We start from the raw sequence: 14505 nt of genomic DNA on the forward strand, positions 1-14505 counted from the left end.
TAAATGAGCAGAATTTCAAGTAATGGAACAATCGACGGGGTCCGCTTTTGCTGCGCGAAGCGGACCCCGCGGTGGTTATTCTCTGAAGTACAGGTCAAGGAGCCGCCCAAGCTCGCGGTACACGGGGAAGTCCATGATCGGAAAATGCACAAAGCCGATGCGGTCGTGCGCCCCGTCCGTACTGCTGAACCAAGCGTCGCCCGGGGAGAAGGTGCGAGGTGCACCGAGGTCGAGCAGGCGTTCCGCGCCCCATATGAGCCGCGCCTCGGGAAGCGTCGGCTTGAAGAGGACGCGGGTGCTGCACGCCGAGCGCAGCATCGACGGCAAGCCCCCCTCCTCAACAGACGCCTCGGCGATCGAGATGATGGCGTAGCAGCCCGCGCTCGCCCCCATCGTTACGATGCGCTTCACCAGCCCATCAAACGTCGCGAGGCAGTAATCGGGGTCCTCCTTGCTCGCGCGCTTGGGAAACAGCGTGCGGAGTGCCACGTACTCATCCATGAAGAGAAGCGAAACGTGAAGCCTCGCATCCCACCAGTGCACGGCGTCTCCCGTCTCTGTCGACCTGTCGTTGAGGAAGCTCTGTCGCTCTTTGATGCTGTCGGCGAACCGTGATAACGCAGACAGGATTGCGCGAGCGTCCCTGTCAGCATTCAGTGAAACCACGCGAGGAAGTCGGGAGGGCTCGGCCTGCTTGGGGTCTATGATGAGGACTTGCGATCCGTGTCCGTCAGGACCAGCCAACAGGGCTTGGAGCAAGAGGGCGATCACGCCCGTGGTCTTTCCAGCGATGAGCATGGAACCGGAGGTGCGGAGGTCGATGCTCGTGCCGTTTTGAACGCGGAATTCGTAGGCGTTCGCCGGGCACAAATCCTCGACACGCGATGCCTTGATCTCTCGATGCAACGTCACATCTTCAAGGAAGAAGGTCACTTGATTGCATGCGACGTCTGCTTCGGCAAGTACGACGGCGTAGCGGGAGAACCTTCCGCGAAGTCGGGAGCTAATGCTAGGTCCCATCTTCGATATTTCTTCTGCCGTTGAGGATGAGGTTGAGATGGCGAGCTCGAACTGTCCAGGAGCCGTCTCTTTGCAAGAGATGTCGGGAAGAAGCTCGCCTTCTCGCAGGTGTAGAGGATTCCCGTAACGTGGATCAAAGAGCCCCTTCCTAATGCGTGCATGCAACCGTGTTGATTCAGATAGCATGACGTAATGTGTGATCCCTCCCGCAAACAACATGGTCCCAGCGAGGCTAAGAGTGGCCGCTGCGGAGGTAAGGTTGCCGCCAAACGCCATCACCGTACTGGGCTCTATGGCGATGGGCGCAAGAATGGTGTTCACGAATAGCCCGATGCAATAAACGCACGCGGCGACCGCAAATAAAGCGACCCCCAGCACACAAAGCTTTGCGCTGGGGGTCGAATACACGATCGCCGGTGCGCCACTGGAGTAACGCACCACAATCACCTAGCCCTTCGCGGGGATGACGGTAATGCCGTCCGCCGTGATGGACAACTGGTTGCGATAATCACCGTAAACCTTTGCGACCACGCCGGTGGGAATGACGTGCTGATTGACGGGAATCTCGATATCGTTCGAAACCTTGATGGAAAGCTTCTCGAAACGATTGCTGACCACCTCGCCTTCGTTTTGGTGATACTGCGTGTTATCGGTTGTGATCACCACGTCGATCTTGGTGCCGCGATGCTCTTTGGTGTTTTAATCAACCCATTTACCACCTCCGACACAAAGGAAACGCTTGCCTTTCGCAAAAGCTTCCCAATCGAACTTCATAAACTGATTCAATTTCCTCATACTCGAACTCCTCTCAATCCAATTATTTGCTGACTCCACGTTGCGGCTCGCCGTGGACATCGAGATAGAGGCGCAGGACGTTGCGCAAGATCTCCTCGACATTTCTTGTTGCGGCATGAAGATCATCGTCCCCAAACATTGCCCCATGGAGCTTCGTGTGGGCACAAAGAATCTGGCGATACATGACGCGAGAGAACATCTCTTCGGCCTTCAGGGCATGTCGAACAGCTCGTTCAGAACAAGTCGGCATGCTCGCCGAAGACTCCTTTATAGACGACATTGCCGTACTGGTTGTTGAGATGGAGCCGCATTCAAACGGTCCGCGCATGATCTTCGGTCGGGTCATACACACCTCTTTCCTAAAATTGGATATTACCGACGATTCGTCAACCGTCATCGAGCACTCGGTGAGCACATCATGCCATAAGCTTCTGAGCTGGGATTATTTCGCAAGGACCTGTCGTTCTCGACGTCCTCTGATGAGAAGAAGTGGGGCGTAATGATGACAAAGTATTCAATCACGGAACAAACACAATTTAATAATCACCCAGATGGGGCAAATATGGACATCCAGATATTGAATCGTCGGTATCGTTGGTGTCGCTGAGCCTTCAGGCTGAGGGGGATGGGCCATTTGCGCTGAGTTGCTTGCAAAACGGGGGAGGGGATATCAGAAGAAGGCGGCTTGCAGAAGACATGCCTGAGCGCTAGAGGAGGGGCTGACCAATAGTGTGCTCCTCTTCTGGGGCCAAATCCAAGCGGAGGGGGCATGAGGCCGAGAGGAACTGCTCGTCATGGCTCACCAAAACAAGCGCGCCGGGAAAGGCGGAAAGCGCTCGCTCGAGTGCCTCCACCGAGTGCAGGTCCAGGTGATTCGTGGGTTCGTCCATGACGATGATTTCGGGGGCATCTAGTATACCGCGGGCGAGCATGAGCTTCCGCAGCTCCCCCGGGCTGATGTTCTCGCCGGACAATATTCGTTCGGGATCCGAATTGAGTTGCGCAACGATCGAAAGCAGGGCTCCACGTTCGGCTTGGGGCAGGTCCTTGATTTCCGAGAGGAATTCAATTGAGGATGAATCGTCGACTTCCTGAGGGATATACAGCGTGCGAATGTCCAATCCCGTGGCCTTGCGGCCTTCCAATATCTCCAGGATATGCTTGACCAGTGTTGTTTTCCCCGCTCCGTTGGGGCCGCTTATGCCCAGATGATCGGTATTTCCCAGATAAATCTCGGGAACCCGCAAAGATTGCCTCGGGCCGCACGGTATGCGATCTGAGCTGACGTGAATCAGTGTTTTGCGCGGGCTGGGTTGCGCTTCCATCCACAAGGTGCTTTCGTAGCGCTTTTCGACATGGTGGGCGTCGACGGCGGCTTGCGCGCGCTGGATTCGGGAGTCCATGCGCGAAGCGAGCTTGCCCGCAACGCCGTCTCTGCCAGTGAGAATGGCGAGTTTGATTCGTGCTTTCGCGTCGTGATCCTTCGGATCGACATGACGGGCGCTTCTCTTGGATGCGGACCGTGAGGCGTTTTCAACGCGCCTGATATACTCAGCCTTCATGCGCTTTTCTTCGGATCGCGCAATCGATTTGGCCCGCGCCGCGCTTTCGCGCTCCAGATTCGCCTGCGAGCGAGCTTGGGAGTAGTTGCCGGGGCGCATGGTGACGTGCCCCGACTCAAAGCACAGGCAGTCATTTGCCAAGGAGTCGAGCAACGCACGGTCGTGCGAGACGAGGAGGCCAATACCCTTGTACTCGGCGAGTGCTTTGCAAATCTGCCTTCTGCATTCTGCGTCCACATGGTTAGTCGGTTCATCCATTGCCAGAAGATCGGGATTCTGCCAAAGCGCGACGGCTATTTGAATTTTCTTCTGCTCGCCACCGGAGAGCTCGGAAAAACGCCAGAGCATATCATCGGTGATGCGGAGCATCCTTCTGAGGTGCGTGGTCGCCGGGGCGAAGTCGCACGCAAAATCGAAGAGCATGGGCGGTTCGACTCCGGCTTCTTGCGCGCAATATGCGGAGACGAGACGCGGTGAAACGACGCCGCGATCTGGAATCAGAAGTCCGCACGCAATGCGGACGAAAGTTGATTTCCCGCACCCGTTGTCTCCGACGATGCCGTGCCAGCCGGGGGCAAATGTCGCCGACACGTTGTCGAGTGCGGGCATTGCGCTGCCAGGATATGCATAAGTAATATGGGAAAGAACGAGGGTGGTGGAGCTGTTCAAATTGGTTCTTGACATTGTGCCTCCTCGGCATGGGAGGCCGCGTTTTGCCGCATATGCTCTGATTGGCTCGTTCCGACCAACGTGAACGCCCGTCGACTCGAGTCAAGCTGAAAGAAAATGAGTCGACGGCAATGCTCGCAAAGGTAGTGTTTAGGATATACGAGGATCAGTGAAAAGACGATACGACAAATGTGCAGCCAGATTTATTCTTGGATAGATGGCAATTTGCAAATTGGCGTCGATATGTATCGTCTACAGCTTCACGAATCCTTTTCCTTTCCGGGGCGCTGGCTTGGCATATGGGCCTGCGCTGAATTCTTCCGTAGAGTCTAACAAAGCAATAATGCGGACGCAAGGAGGCGTTGCGTCTGAAAGCACGCCATTGCGTTGGACGCTTGAAGGGGTTTGCAAGTCGATTGAAAGAATACTAGTGCATCCGCTTCTTGTAACTAGCATGCGATGGTGGGCGTCGTTGTTAGCGCCGGGCGATTTTAGCCGCTAATAGTCAACCGATTTTGACCAATCCCGGTCACCGAATAATGGCCACCGTGCCTCCCCGCCGCCACTACGCTGGTGGCGCCAACACGCCGCCCTCGACAGGCTGCTCGACAAGGCGTCGGTGTTCGTGATGCGGGGCCCGAGCTACCGCGGCAGGGGGCTCGACACGTACTCGGTGGAGGCCGTCCCCCAGGCGGTGAAGGTGAGGGGGATCCAGCCCGAGGGGATGTAGGAATGCGATAGGAAAGTCATAGATGCGGGCGTGTTGGCCAAAATGGGTCGGCCGGGATTGGTCAATCTCGGCCGACTATATTTGGCTAAATTTTTCCGACACTAACATCGTGAATGTTGAGCGAGGTCATCGACTTGATTTTTCTGGTGTTTGAGATATTAGCTTTCGCGATTTACCCTCCAAATTGCAGAGGTTTGAGACGACCGGAAAGGAATGCTTATGCTCGATTCTCCGTTCTTCAGCTACTGGGGAAAGGCGAAAGGAGTTGCTTTTCTCCATCACGGCAATATCGCATCGGGGCTCAAAGTCGTAAAAACGTCGTAAGGTACGCGATATGGTTCGCCGGGATCCTAACTAGCTAGGCATTTTTCTGAATCTGCAGATGTTCCCATGACAGATAAACAGTACGCGTTGCATAGGGCGATACCTTTCATATAGAAGGCTGCTAAAGAGTCGAAGCCGGGCGCATACCAAGTTTTATTTCTTGGCCAGTTTGAAGTAGCGCTCAAATATCAATTCGAAAACGTAATAGAACATCAATCGACTGTCGAGGTCCATGCTGCCCAAGCGGATTTCTTTTTGCACGGTGTAGATAGGGTAGTCGGCTAGTTTCGAGAGGGAATTTCGAGAAAAGCCGGTGAGCGTGACAACCTTGCATCCGCGCGTTTTGGCTATCGATGTGGCGTCAATAGACACCTGCGTCTCGCCGCTTACGGAAACGCTGAAGACCAGGTCGTTTTTGCCGAGGAGTTCTGCGTAATGCCTCATGACGTGGCGTTCACTGAGCGTGTCGGTATTCTTGCCCATTATTTTGAGCTTTTCAGCCATCTCGAGGCACGGGTATTTCGAAAAGCCCGAGCAGAAGAAGACGATATGCGAGGCGTCCTGGATAAGACTCACAACCGAATCGATGACCCGGTCGTTAAGCAGATCTTTGGTCTGTACGAGCTGGGTATCAAGAGGAAGTGCCTCGATAGTGAATCGATTGCGATCGAGCGAGGCGGAATACGATTGTTTGAGCTCCGTAAACCCCGAGAAGCCAAGTTTATGGGCAAGCCTGACGATTGTATTGGGAGCGACGAAGAACCGTTCGGCAACGCTCTTAAGCGTGACATCGTCAATATCATCACGCAGCTCGATGATGTAGCGCATGATCTCGCTTTCGAGATCGTTGAGCTTGCTCTCGCCAGCTCGCACATGATCATAAAAAGATTCTTGATCTTTCATAAGATGTTTCAGCCCCTCGCACCTCGCCGTACATATGGTACCGCTTTGTGTAGCCAGGTGAGAAATCGGTAATCGGTCAAGATTGCCTATTGCCCATGAACTGGGCAAACGCGCGTGTCTGCCTACACATATCTGTGTCGTGAGCGAAATCATGTGTCCCCGTTTCGCATTGGCCCACACGGGGACTTGCAAATGACCTTATGTCGCAAAATACCAATCGAAACGAAGCAAGCCGAGGACAGCCGCGGAGCCCAAGGTCTTCGAGAACACCGATCAGCCAACCCTGGAGGGACGGAACATGAAGGACAAGCTCAATATTGTGATTGTTGGCGGCGGCTCCACGTGGTGCCCTGGCATTCTTAAAGCCCTGACCAAGCACATGGACATTCTGCCGCTGAACCGCGTGATGCTCTATGACATCGATGCCGAGCGCCAGCGTCCGATCGGCGAGTTTGGCAAGATCCTCTTCGCCGAGGAGGAGCCCGGTGTGGAGTTTGGTTACACCACCGATAAGGACGAGGCTTACACCGACGTCGACTTTGTGCTCTGCCAGATTCGTACCGGCGGCTACGAGATGCGTAGCAAGGACGAGAAGATTCCGCTGCATATGGGAATCATCGGCCAGGAAACGGTGGGCCCTGGCGGCATGGCTTACGGTATGCGCTCCATGAATGACATGGTTGAGATTGTCAACGACGTTCGCGCCCATAGCCCGGAGGCGTGGATTATCAATTACACCAATCCGGCTGCTATTGTGGCATATGGTCTCGAGCGCGTCCTGCCCGATGAGCATCGCGTTCTCAACATCTGCGACCAGCCTGTCAACCTCATGCGCTCTTACGGTCGCCTGCTCGGTCGCGATATGAGCAAGACGGAGCCCGTGTACTTTGGCCTCAATCACTTCGGTTGGTTCAAGCACATCTACGATGAAGAGGGCCATGACCTCGTCCCGCAGATTAAGGAGTACACGGAGAAGAACGGCTTCCTTCCTGCCGATGCCGAGCAGCGTGACCAGTCCTGGCTTGATACCTACGCCATGGTCAAGGACATGCTCGAGGACTTCCCCGACTATCTGCCCAACACTTATCTGCAGTACTATCTGTATCCCGAGTACAAGGTCGCTCACCTCGACCCCGACTACACTCGCTCCGACGAGGTTATCAACGGTCGCGAGAAGCGCGTGTTCGCCGAGTGCGAGCGTGTTGCCAAAGTCGGCACCGCAAAGAACTCCTCGGTTGTGCAGAACGATGCTCATGGCGATATGATCGTGGAAATCACCTCGGCCATTTATCGCAACACCAACAAGACCTTCATTGTCATCGTGCCCAACAACGGCATTATCGAGGGTATGCCCGATGACGCCATGGTCGAGGTCGCGGCAAGCGTGGGCGCCAATGGCCCGCAGCCCTATGCTGTTGGCAAGATTGGCACCTTCTATCGCGGTCTTATGGAGAACCAGTACGCCTATGAGCGCCTGACTGTTGAGGCTTGGATGGAGGGTTCCTACGAGAAGGCCCTGCAGGCACTCACGCTTAATCGTCTGGTCGGTGACGCAAAGAAGGCGCGCAAGGTGCTCGATAAGCTCATCGAGGCCAATAAGGATTACTGGCCGGAGCTTAAGTAGCTAGTTCCATAGCGTTAGATAACTGTTATGGGGCGTGTGGGTTGTAGAGCTGCACGCCCCGTTTCTTTAAGAGGGGTATCCCATGAACAAAGATGAGCTGCTGGCAAAGTTCCAGCGCCTGGGCAAAGTCCTCATGACGCCTGTCCTAATCCTGCCAATCGCCGGTATCCTTCAGGGCTTTGGCAATGCCTTTACCAGCCCCACCCTTACGGCAGCTGTTCCCTGGCTTGCTGCTCCGGGCTTTGCGATTTTCTTTTCGATTCTTAAGGCCGCAGCCGGCATCGTTATGAGCAACATCCCGGTTATCTTCTCGATTTGTCTCGCCTATGGCTTCGCCAAGTCCGAGAAGGCTACCGCGGCGCTTTGTGGCTTTTTGGGCTACATGTGCATGAACTCCGTGATGGGCACGTTCCTCACGGCGACCGGCGTTATCGATCCCGCCAATCTTACGACGGGTCAGAGCACGATCCTCGGTATCACCACGCTCGACACGGGCGTTATCGGCGGTCTTCTGGTGGGTGCAATCGTCGCATACCTGCATAACCGTTACTACAAGATTGAGCTGCCTGCCGTGTTCTCCATCTTCAACGGCACGCGCTTTATTCCGGCGGTAACGCTGCTCTCATGCAGTGTCCTCGCATTGGTCATGTCCTTTGTTTTCCCGTTTATCCAGAACGCTCTCGGTGCGCTGTCCGAGTTCATCAAGACTACGGGTGCCTTTGGTGCATTTGTCTACGGCGCTGGCGAGCGCATGCTCCTGCCTTTTGGTCTGCATCACTTTGTCTATTTACCGTTCTTCTTCACGTCGCTCGGTGGCGTCGAGACCATCGACGGCCAGACCGTTCAGGGCGCTATCAATATCTACAACGCGATCCTGGGCTCTCCTAGCACGCCGTTTAACATCGAGGTCAGCCGTTTTGTCATGAACGGTAAGGTTATCTTCGCCATGTTCGGCCTGCCCGGTGCTGCACTCGCCTTCTACAAGACGGCGCTTCCCAAGAACAAGAAGAAGACCGCAGCGCTCATGATTGCCATCGTGGTGCCTTGCATCCTCTCCGGCATTACCGAGCCGCTCGAGTACTCCTTCCTGTTTATCGCGCCCATCCTCTACGTGTTCCACGCTCTCATGGCTGGTCTTGCCTATGCGCTGACCTATATCCTGCAGTTCAACGTGGCCGGCTCCGCATCCTTTGGCGGCCCGCTCTTGTCGTTGATCTTTAACGGCATTATGGGTGCAGCCAAGGGCTCCAACTGGCAGGTTATCCTGTTCCTCGGCCCCATCTACTTCGTGGTGTACTACTTCGTCTTCAAGTTCATCATTCTTAAGAAGGATCTAAAGACCCCTGGCCGTGAGGAAGAGTCTGGCGATGAGGCCGAAAAGGCTCCCAAGACCGTGATCAGCGACCTCATTCCCGCCATCGTTGAGGCAGTGGGCGGCGACAACAACATTAAGTCTGTCGAGGCCTGCTTCACCCGTCTGCGCATCCAGCTCAATGACTGTGACAAGGTGGTTGATGACGCCGAGTTTACCGAAAAGCTCGAAGCGCGTGGCATCGTGCATGTTAACGGCGGCGTGCAGATTGTCTACGGCAACATGGCATCTAACTACGCAACCCAGATGCGCGAGCTGCTGGGTATGGAGTAAACGTCCCACATATCTATAAAATCCTGTATAAACGGCGGTGGCAGACAATGTGTCTGCCACCGCCTTTGAGTTGCCCCACGCGCATTTCGTGTATTTGAAATACACGAAATTGCACTGTCGGAGCTTGCAGGCGGATAGGCACTACTCGTATGGGACGGTTTTCACCGGTTGCTCGCCACCTTGGGCTATGTTCGCCCCTATGCCTGCATCCGGGGCTGTGTTGATTGACGACGGCGTTCCCAGCGGGCGAGCTTAATCGTCACCAGCGTGAGCGCCCAGGCCACAAGCGAGAACGCGGCGCCCACTGCGCCTACGTACGCAATGCCAATGTTGCTTACCACGGCTCCGCCCACTGCGGTGCCAAACGTGATGCCGACGCTAAACCCATGGGCTTAACCGAGCTTGCGAGTACCATCGACTTGGGATGGCGGCGGCGTGCCACGTCCATGAAGTGCGTGAAGCATGACACCGAGAACAGGCACATGAGCAGCGCCAAGCTAATGTGACAAAGGGACAGTCCGTTTGTCACATTCCATACCTTAGAAACTTGCAAATTCTGCAAGTTTCTAAGGTAACATCTTATAAACTTGCAAATAATGCAAGTTTATAAGATTTCATGTCTGGTCGGGCGCTAGGGAGACTCTATGGATATCGTTCGCCGAAGCCGTTATCTTGATCGACTCATTGCTTTTCAGGATACCGACCTCATCAAAATCGTGACGGGCATACGCCGTTGTGGCAAATCAACGTTATTGGACATGATGAGGGACTATCTGGCGCAACAGGGGGTGCCAGCCGAGCGTTTGCTGACCTTTAAGATGGAATCTCTAGAGTACGCGGGAATTACGGATTATCTGACGTTTTATCGTATGGTTCGGGAGCGCATCGACGGCATCGATCATCCCTACCTGTTCTTTGACGAGCTCCAGAATGTCGAAGGTTGGGAAAAGGCGGTCAACTCGCTCCGAGTGGATTTGCCGTGTGATATCTATGTCACGGGCTCCAATGCCTTTTTGCTATCGAGCGAGCTCGCAACGCTTATCTCGGGCCGATATGTCGAGGTCAAGATGCAGCCTCTCACGTTTGGCGAATATCTTGATTTTCGCTCGATTGATGCGGTCGCCGCTGAAGGGCTTGGTGAGAGGGTCGAACTTGTTTCCAAGACGGGCGATCGCCTTAATTCAAATACCGTGCTTGAGCAGTACATAACCTATGGCGGCATGCCGTTTCTGGCCCATGATGAGCCGAGACGTGAGCTGTGTCGCGACTATATCCGTAGCCTCTACCAGACGATCGTCGCGCGCGATATCCTGTCGCGTGTGACGCGTAGGGGTCGCGGAGCTATCACCAAGCGCGATGTTCTCGAGCGGCTCTGTGCGTATCTGGCAGACAACATCTCCAACCAAACCTCGGTCAACAAAATCGTAGGGACGCTCAACGAATCAGCGGGCGGTAAGACCAACGCATCGACGGTGTCGGCATATATTGACGCTCTGGAAGAGACGTACCTGTTTACCAAAGTAAAAAGGTATGACATCAAGGGGCGGGAGCTTCTTAAGACAGGCGGTAAATATTACATAGCTGATACGGGAATTCGCAGCTATCTTGACGGATATAGAGGTAGCGATAGCGGAAGGATGCTCGAGAACGTTATCTACAACCAGCTTGTCTTTGAAGGATACGAAGTGTTTTGCGGCCATCTACGCGCGGGGGAAATCGACTTTGTCGCAATCGGCGAGGGATCAGACCGCAAATATATCCAGGTTACCGAACGGATCGATGCCGAGGCGACGAGGGAAAGAGAGCTGCGACCGCTCAAGCTAAGCACGCTAGGAAAAATTCCTGATTCGTATGAGAAGATCCTGATTGTCAGGGATGGCGACCATCCAACGGACATCGATGGCATCAGAATCGTGGGGGCAGTCGACTTCTTGTTGAGAAATAAGATTACCCGCGGCTAAACGTAAACAGATCCGTTTCGATGCGACAAAGGAGCAGTCCTTTTCGCATTCCGTGCGAGCCCTCGTGCCGTCTGGGGGTATAAGGCTAGCAGGTGTTTATTTGCGAGGCCTAAGGGGCGCCCCGTATGGATATCGATGACTTTGAATGGTGGTATAGCGAGGGCGAGGTTCCGGACGAGGAGTGGGACGAGCCCGCGCCGCATGACGTGTCGATCGACGAGGACGAGAGCGGCAACGATGCCGTCGAGACGGACGCCGCTTCCGACTCGGCCGAACCCCTAACCTTTGAACAGGCCTGGGCCCAGGCTGAGGCCGACGAGGCAAAGGCCGACGCCACGGCCACACTGGGCGAGCCGGCCGACATGTCCATCTCGCCGGCAAAGACCCCACAGCCGCGTCACACTATCGACCCCGACAGCACGGCATCCTTTAGCATTCTCGACGTGCCCGCGCAGGGCGCCCAGGCGCCTGCGCCCACGCATCGCCCCGATCTGGCTCGCGAGGAAGGCGCGGGCCGGCGCTCTCCGCTCGGCCCCATCCTCATCGCCTTCATGGCCGGCGTTATCGCCTGCTCGGCAATCGGCAGCGTCTGGAGCCATGTTGAGCAGCAGCGCCAAGACGCCGCCAAGGTCGAGATCTCCGTCGAACAATCGCTCAGCCGTACGCGCTCGGTGCATGTGTCGGTCGAGGTCAAGGACGGCGCGACGTGGGATACCGCGCGCGGCGACAGCCAGATGCTCATCCATATCGTGGGCCGTACGCTCAAGGGACAAGCGATCGACGAGCACCAATACGTCAATTCCGAAGGTGACGGTATCGAGCTCAAGCCCGGCGACTACGAACTTACGGTCGATGAGCCACCTGTCGCCACCGACGGCACGCGTTTTCGTGCCTCGAAAAGAATGGTTCCCGCGAGCTTTAACTCGCGGGCGCCCGATACGGTCGACACCACCTCGCAGGGTGGGTTTGACCTTTACGTGGATACCCAGTAGGCGCTCGCCGCCCATTTCCGCTATGGCTACTCAATAATCGCCTGTCGTCCCGTCCCGCCGCCAAGAGTGGGACAATAGTCCTCGACACTATTGTTTACTTTTGGAGGAAGCAGCATGTCTACCGTCACTACCATCAGGCGCGGCGGCCTCACCGCGGCCATCGATTCCATGGGCGCCCAGCTCACGAGCCTTGCCCTCAACGGCAACGAGTATCTGTGGCAGGGCGATCCCGCTTTTTGGGGCAAGCATGCGCCCATCCTGTTCCCCATTGTGGGCTCGCTGCGCAACAACACGGCGACGTCTGCGGCCGGCAGCTGCGAGATGGCGCGCCACGGCATCGCGCGTATCGTGGAGCACAAGCTGGTCGAGGTGTCGGAGGACGGTTCGTCCGTTACCTACGAGATCACCGATACGCCCGAGTCGCTCAAGGCCTTCCCGTTCCACTTTAAGCTCAACATGACCTATGCCCTGACTGGCGACGCCACTCTTACGCAGACCTTTGCCGTCACCAACACCGGCGACGTGGACCTGCCGTTTTCGGTGGGCGGCCACCCCGCATTTAACGTGCCTGTTCCCGGTGCCGAGGACGAGGCGTTCGAGGATTACGAGCTGGCGTTTACCGAGGCTTGGACTAACGAGGCCCCCATCATCACGCCCGATGGCCTTATGACGTTCGAGGGAAGTTACAAGGCTCCCGATAACTCGGACGTGCTGCCCATCACACACCGTAGCTTCGACAACGACGCCATCATGTTCACCGATACCCCGGGCTCCACGCTCACGCTGCGCGGTCGCAAGTCGGGCCACGGCGTCAAGATTGACTTTGAGGGCTTTAAGTACATTGGCGTGTGGTCTGCCGCCAACGACGCCCCGTTCGTGGCGCTCGAGCCTTGGACCGGACATACCACCATGGACACCGAGGACGACGTCTTCGAGCACAAGGTCAACACCATCACCTTGGCTCCCGGCGCCACCGACAAGCGCGCCTTCGAGGTTACGCTGCTCTAGAGGTTCCGCCGTTCTAACGAACGGCGGACCGGTCGACGCTGCGCGCCACCCAGAGCGACACATTTGTCATTCAAAAGGCAAGGCATGACCAGAAGGTCTATGCCTTGCCTTTTTCATGCCAACTTGTTCGCTCTGGGTGGCGCTCGCTGGCATTGCCGAATCATCGACGTCCCCAACGACTGTCCCCGATGACTACTTGTTTGACTGGTCGTTTAAGAACGTCCCCAACGGCTACCAATCGTTTTCAGTTTGTTAATTTGTATATATGCATCTGCTGTAGGTAACGCTGAGCGGTATCCTGTTAAGTCATTAGCATACGATTCAACAGGGAAGGCAGATTATGCATTCTCCCCATCAGTGCGACGTGCATCCACAGCCGGTGTGCAGCCGTCGCATCTTCTTGGGTAGCGCTCTTGCCGCGAGCGCTTCCGTCGTCGCCGGCGCGCTCGCCGGCTGTCAGCGCCCGTCCACGCTCAAGGTGGTTCAGCCCACGACGGGCGGCGGTCGCGATGACCTGTCCGATTCCGTGATCGGCAAGGATAAGATCCGCATCGGCATGGAGGCGGCCTACGCCCCGTACAACTGGCAGGTTTCCGAAGCCAGTGAGTACACCATCCCCATCGACAACGTACAAGGCGCCTATGCCGATGGCTACGACGTGCAGATCGCCAAGATCGTCTGCAAGGCCCTCGGTGGCGAGCCCGTTGCCGTCAAGCAGAGCTTCTCGGGCCTTATCGATTCGCTCAACAACGGCCAGATCGACCTCATCATCGCCGGTATGAGCGCCACGCCCGAGCGTGAGGAGTCGGTCGGCTTCTCCGACCCGTACTTTATTGGCTACTTTGGCCTGTTCGTAAAAGAGGGTTCCCCCTACCAAAACGCCACCAAGCTCAGTGACTTCAGCGGCGCCACGGTGCTCGGCCAAAAGGACACCATGCTCGATACCGTCATCGACGAGATCCCGGGCGTCGTTCACAAAAACCCGGTCGACTCCGTCCCCACGGTGTTCTCGAACCTGCTGCAGGGCACCTGCGACGCCGTGACGTACAACACCGAAAACGAAAAGGGCTACATGGCCCAAAATCCCGGTATCGTCCCCATTCATTTTGCCGAGGGCGAGGGCTTTAAGCGGGAGGTCGCGGCAAACGTCGGCTGCCGCAAGGGCTCGGACAAGCTGCTTAAGCTCATCGACAAGACGCTCAAGGGCGTCAGCCAGGAGGAGCGCGACCAGATGTGGGACGCGTGCCTCGACCGTCAGCCGGCATAGGGAGG

The 14505-nt window shown here is 56.1% G+C and carries 12 protein-coding genes; 6 read left to right on the plus strand and 6 right to left on the minus strand.

The genetic code is table 11. From position 1 onward, the window contains the following. Positions 1-75: 75 nt before the first annotated feature. The 5 genes from ACTQX9_RS06550 to ACTQX9_RS06570 form a co-directional block, all read right to left on the minus strand. On the minus strand, positions 76-1467 hold the full coding sequence (locus ACTQX9_RS06550) for a hypothetical protein (protein ID WP_441540807.1): 1392 nt from the start codon (positions 1465-1467) through the stop codon (positions 76-78). After that, positions 1468-1683 (minus strand): hypothetical protein, encoded by a 216-nt coding sequence (locus ACTQX9_RS06555; RefSeq protein ID WP_117743463.1) that lies wholly within the window; start codon positions 1681-1683, stop codon positions 1468-1470. Positions 1684-1837: 154 nt separating this feature from the next. After that, positions 1838-2161 carry a hypothetical protein gene (locus ACTQX9_RS06560; RefSeq protein ID WP_117734898.1) on the minus strand — a complete coding sequence of 108 codons (324 nt, stop codon included), beginning with the start codon at positions 2159-2161 and terminating at the stop codon, positions 1838-1840. A gap of 361 nt (positions 2162-2522) precedes the next feature. Then, positions 2523-4061 (minus strand): ATP-binding cassette domain-containing protein, encoded by a 1539-nt coding sequence (locus ACTQX9_RS06565; protein WP_441016970.1) that lies wholly within the window; start codon positions 4059-4061, stop codon positions 2523-2525. Between the two features lie 1192 nt (positions 4062-5253). After that, positions 5254-6003 carry a MurR/RpiR family transcriptional regulator gene (locus ACTQX9_RS06570; RefSeq protein ID WP_117757480.1) on the minus strand — a complete coding sequence of 250 codons (750 nt, stop codon included), beginning with the start codon at positions 6001-6003 and terminating at the stop codon, positions 5254-5256. Between the two features lie 298 nt (positions 6004-6301). Between ACTQX9_RS06570 and ACTQX9_RS06575 the strand changes: the two genes are divergently transcribed. Together ACTQX9_RS06575 and ACTQX9_RS06580 are read left to right on the plus strand one after the other, a co-directional pair. Next, a complete protein-coding gene (locus ACTQX9_RS06575; protein ID WP_427794057.1) occupies positions 6302-7627 on the plus strand; it encodes a 6-phospho-alpha-glucosidase in 1326 nt (441 codons plus the stop codon). An 82-nt stretch (positions 7628-7709) separates the two neighbouring features. Beyond that, positions 7710-9272: a PTS transporter subunit EIIC gene (locus tag ACTQX9_RS06580; protein WP_427719711.1), complete on the plus strand. Its 1563-nt coding sequence runs from the start codon at positions 7710-7712 to the stop codon at positions 9270-9272. A gap of 197 nt (positions 9273-9469) precedes the next feature. Here ACTQX9_RS06580 and ACTQX9_RS06585 read toward each other — a convergent pair whose 3' ends face one another. After that, positions 9470-9613, minus strand: coding sequence for a hypothetical protein (locus tag ACTQX9_RS06585; RefSeq protein ID WP_195838622.1), 144 nt, complete (start codon positions 9611-9613; stop codon positions 9470-9472). A 303-nt stretch (positions 9614-9916) separates the two neighbouring features. On the opposite strand from ACTQX9_RS06585, the gene ACTQX9_RS06590 reads away from it, so the two are divergent. The 4 genes from ACTQX9_RS06590 to ACTQX9_RS06605 all read left to right on the plus strand — a co-directional run bounded on the left by ACTQX9_RS06590 (position 9917) and on the right by ACTQX9_RS06605 (position 14500). After that, positions 9917-11233, plus strand: a complete 1317-nt coding sequence (locus ACTQX9_RS06590) for an ATP-binding protein (protein WP_427719709.1) — start codon at positions 9917-9919, stop codon at positions 11231-11233. Between the two features lie 125 nt (positions 11234-11358). After that, positions 11359-12225: a hypothetical protein gene (locus ACTQX9_RS06595; RefSeq protein ID WP_441540808.1), complete on the plus strand. Its 867-nt coding sequence runs from the start codon at positions 11359-11361 to the stop codon at positions 12223-12225. Positions 12226-12339: 114 nt separating this feature from the next. Further along, positions 12340-13233: an aldose 1-epimerase family protein gene (locus tag ACTQX9_RS06600; RefSeq protein WP_427727722.1), complete on the plus strand. Its 894-nt coding sequence runs from the start codon at positions 12340-12342 to the stop codon at positions 13231-13233. Between the two features lie 340 nt (positions 13234-13573). Beyond that, positions 13574-14500 carry a transporter substrate-binding domain-containing protein gene (locus ACTQX9_RS06605; protein WP_441540809.1) on the plus strand — a complete coding sequence of 309 codons (927 nt, stop codon included), beginning with the start codon at positions 13574-13576 and terminating at the stop codon, positions 14498-14500. The last annotated feature ends 5 nt before the right edge of the window (positions 14501-14505 follow it).

The sequence above is a fragment of the Collinsella sp. LCP19S3_F2 genome (genome assembly GCF_052121015.1).
In the GTDB taxonomy this organism is placed as follows: domain Bacteria; phylum Actinomycetota; class Coriobacteriia; order Coriobacteriales; family Coriobacteriaceae; genus Collinsella.

Excerpts from the sequence above, each read along its gene's own strand:
- ACTQX9_RS06560 (WP_117734898.1), bottom strand. The coding sequence starts at position 2,161 with ATGACCCGACCGAAGATCATGCGCGGACCGTTTGAATGCGGCTCCATC.
- ACTQX9_RS06565 (WP_441016970.1), bottom strand. The coding sequence starts at position 4,061 with ATGTCAAGAACCAATTTGAACAGCTCCACCACCCTCGTTCTTTCCCAT.
- ACTQX9_RS06570 (WP_117757480.1), bottom strand. The coding sequence starts at position 6,003 with ATGAAAGATCAAGAATCTTTTTATGATCATGTGCGAGCTGGCGAGAGC.
- ACTQX9_RS06575 (WP_427794057.1), top strand. The coding sequence starts at position 6,302 with ATGAAGGACAAGCTCAATATTGTGATTGTTGGCGGCGGCTCCACGTGG.
- ACTQX9_RS06580 (WP_427719711.1), top strand. The coding sequence starts at position 7,710 with ATGAACAAAGATGAGCTGCTGGCAAAGTTCCAGCGCCTGGGCAAAGTC.
- ACTQX9_RS06590 (WP_427719709.1), top strand. The coding sequence starts at position 9,917 with ATGGATATCGTTCGCCGAAGCCGTTATCTTGATCGACTCATTGCTTTT.
- ACTQX9_RS06595 (WP_441540808.1), top strand. The coding sequence starts at position 11,359 with ATGGATATCGATGACTTTGAATGGTGGTATAGCGAGGGCGAGGTTCCG.
- ACTQX9_RS06600 (WP_427727722.1), top strand. The coding sequence starts at position 12,340 with ATGTCTACCGTCACTACCATCAGGCGCGGCGGCCTCACCGCGGCCATC.
- ACTQX9_RS06605 (WP_441540809.1), top strand. The coding sequence starts at position 13,574 with ATGCATTCTCCCCATCAGTGCGACGTGCATCCACAGCCGGTGTGCAGC.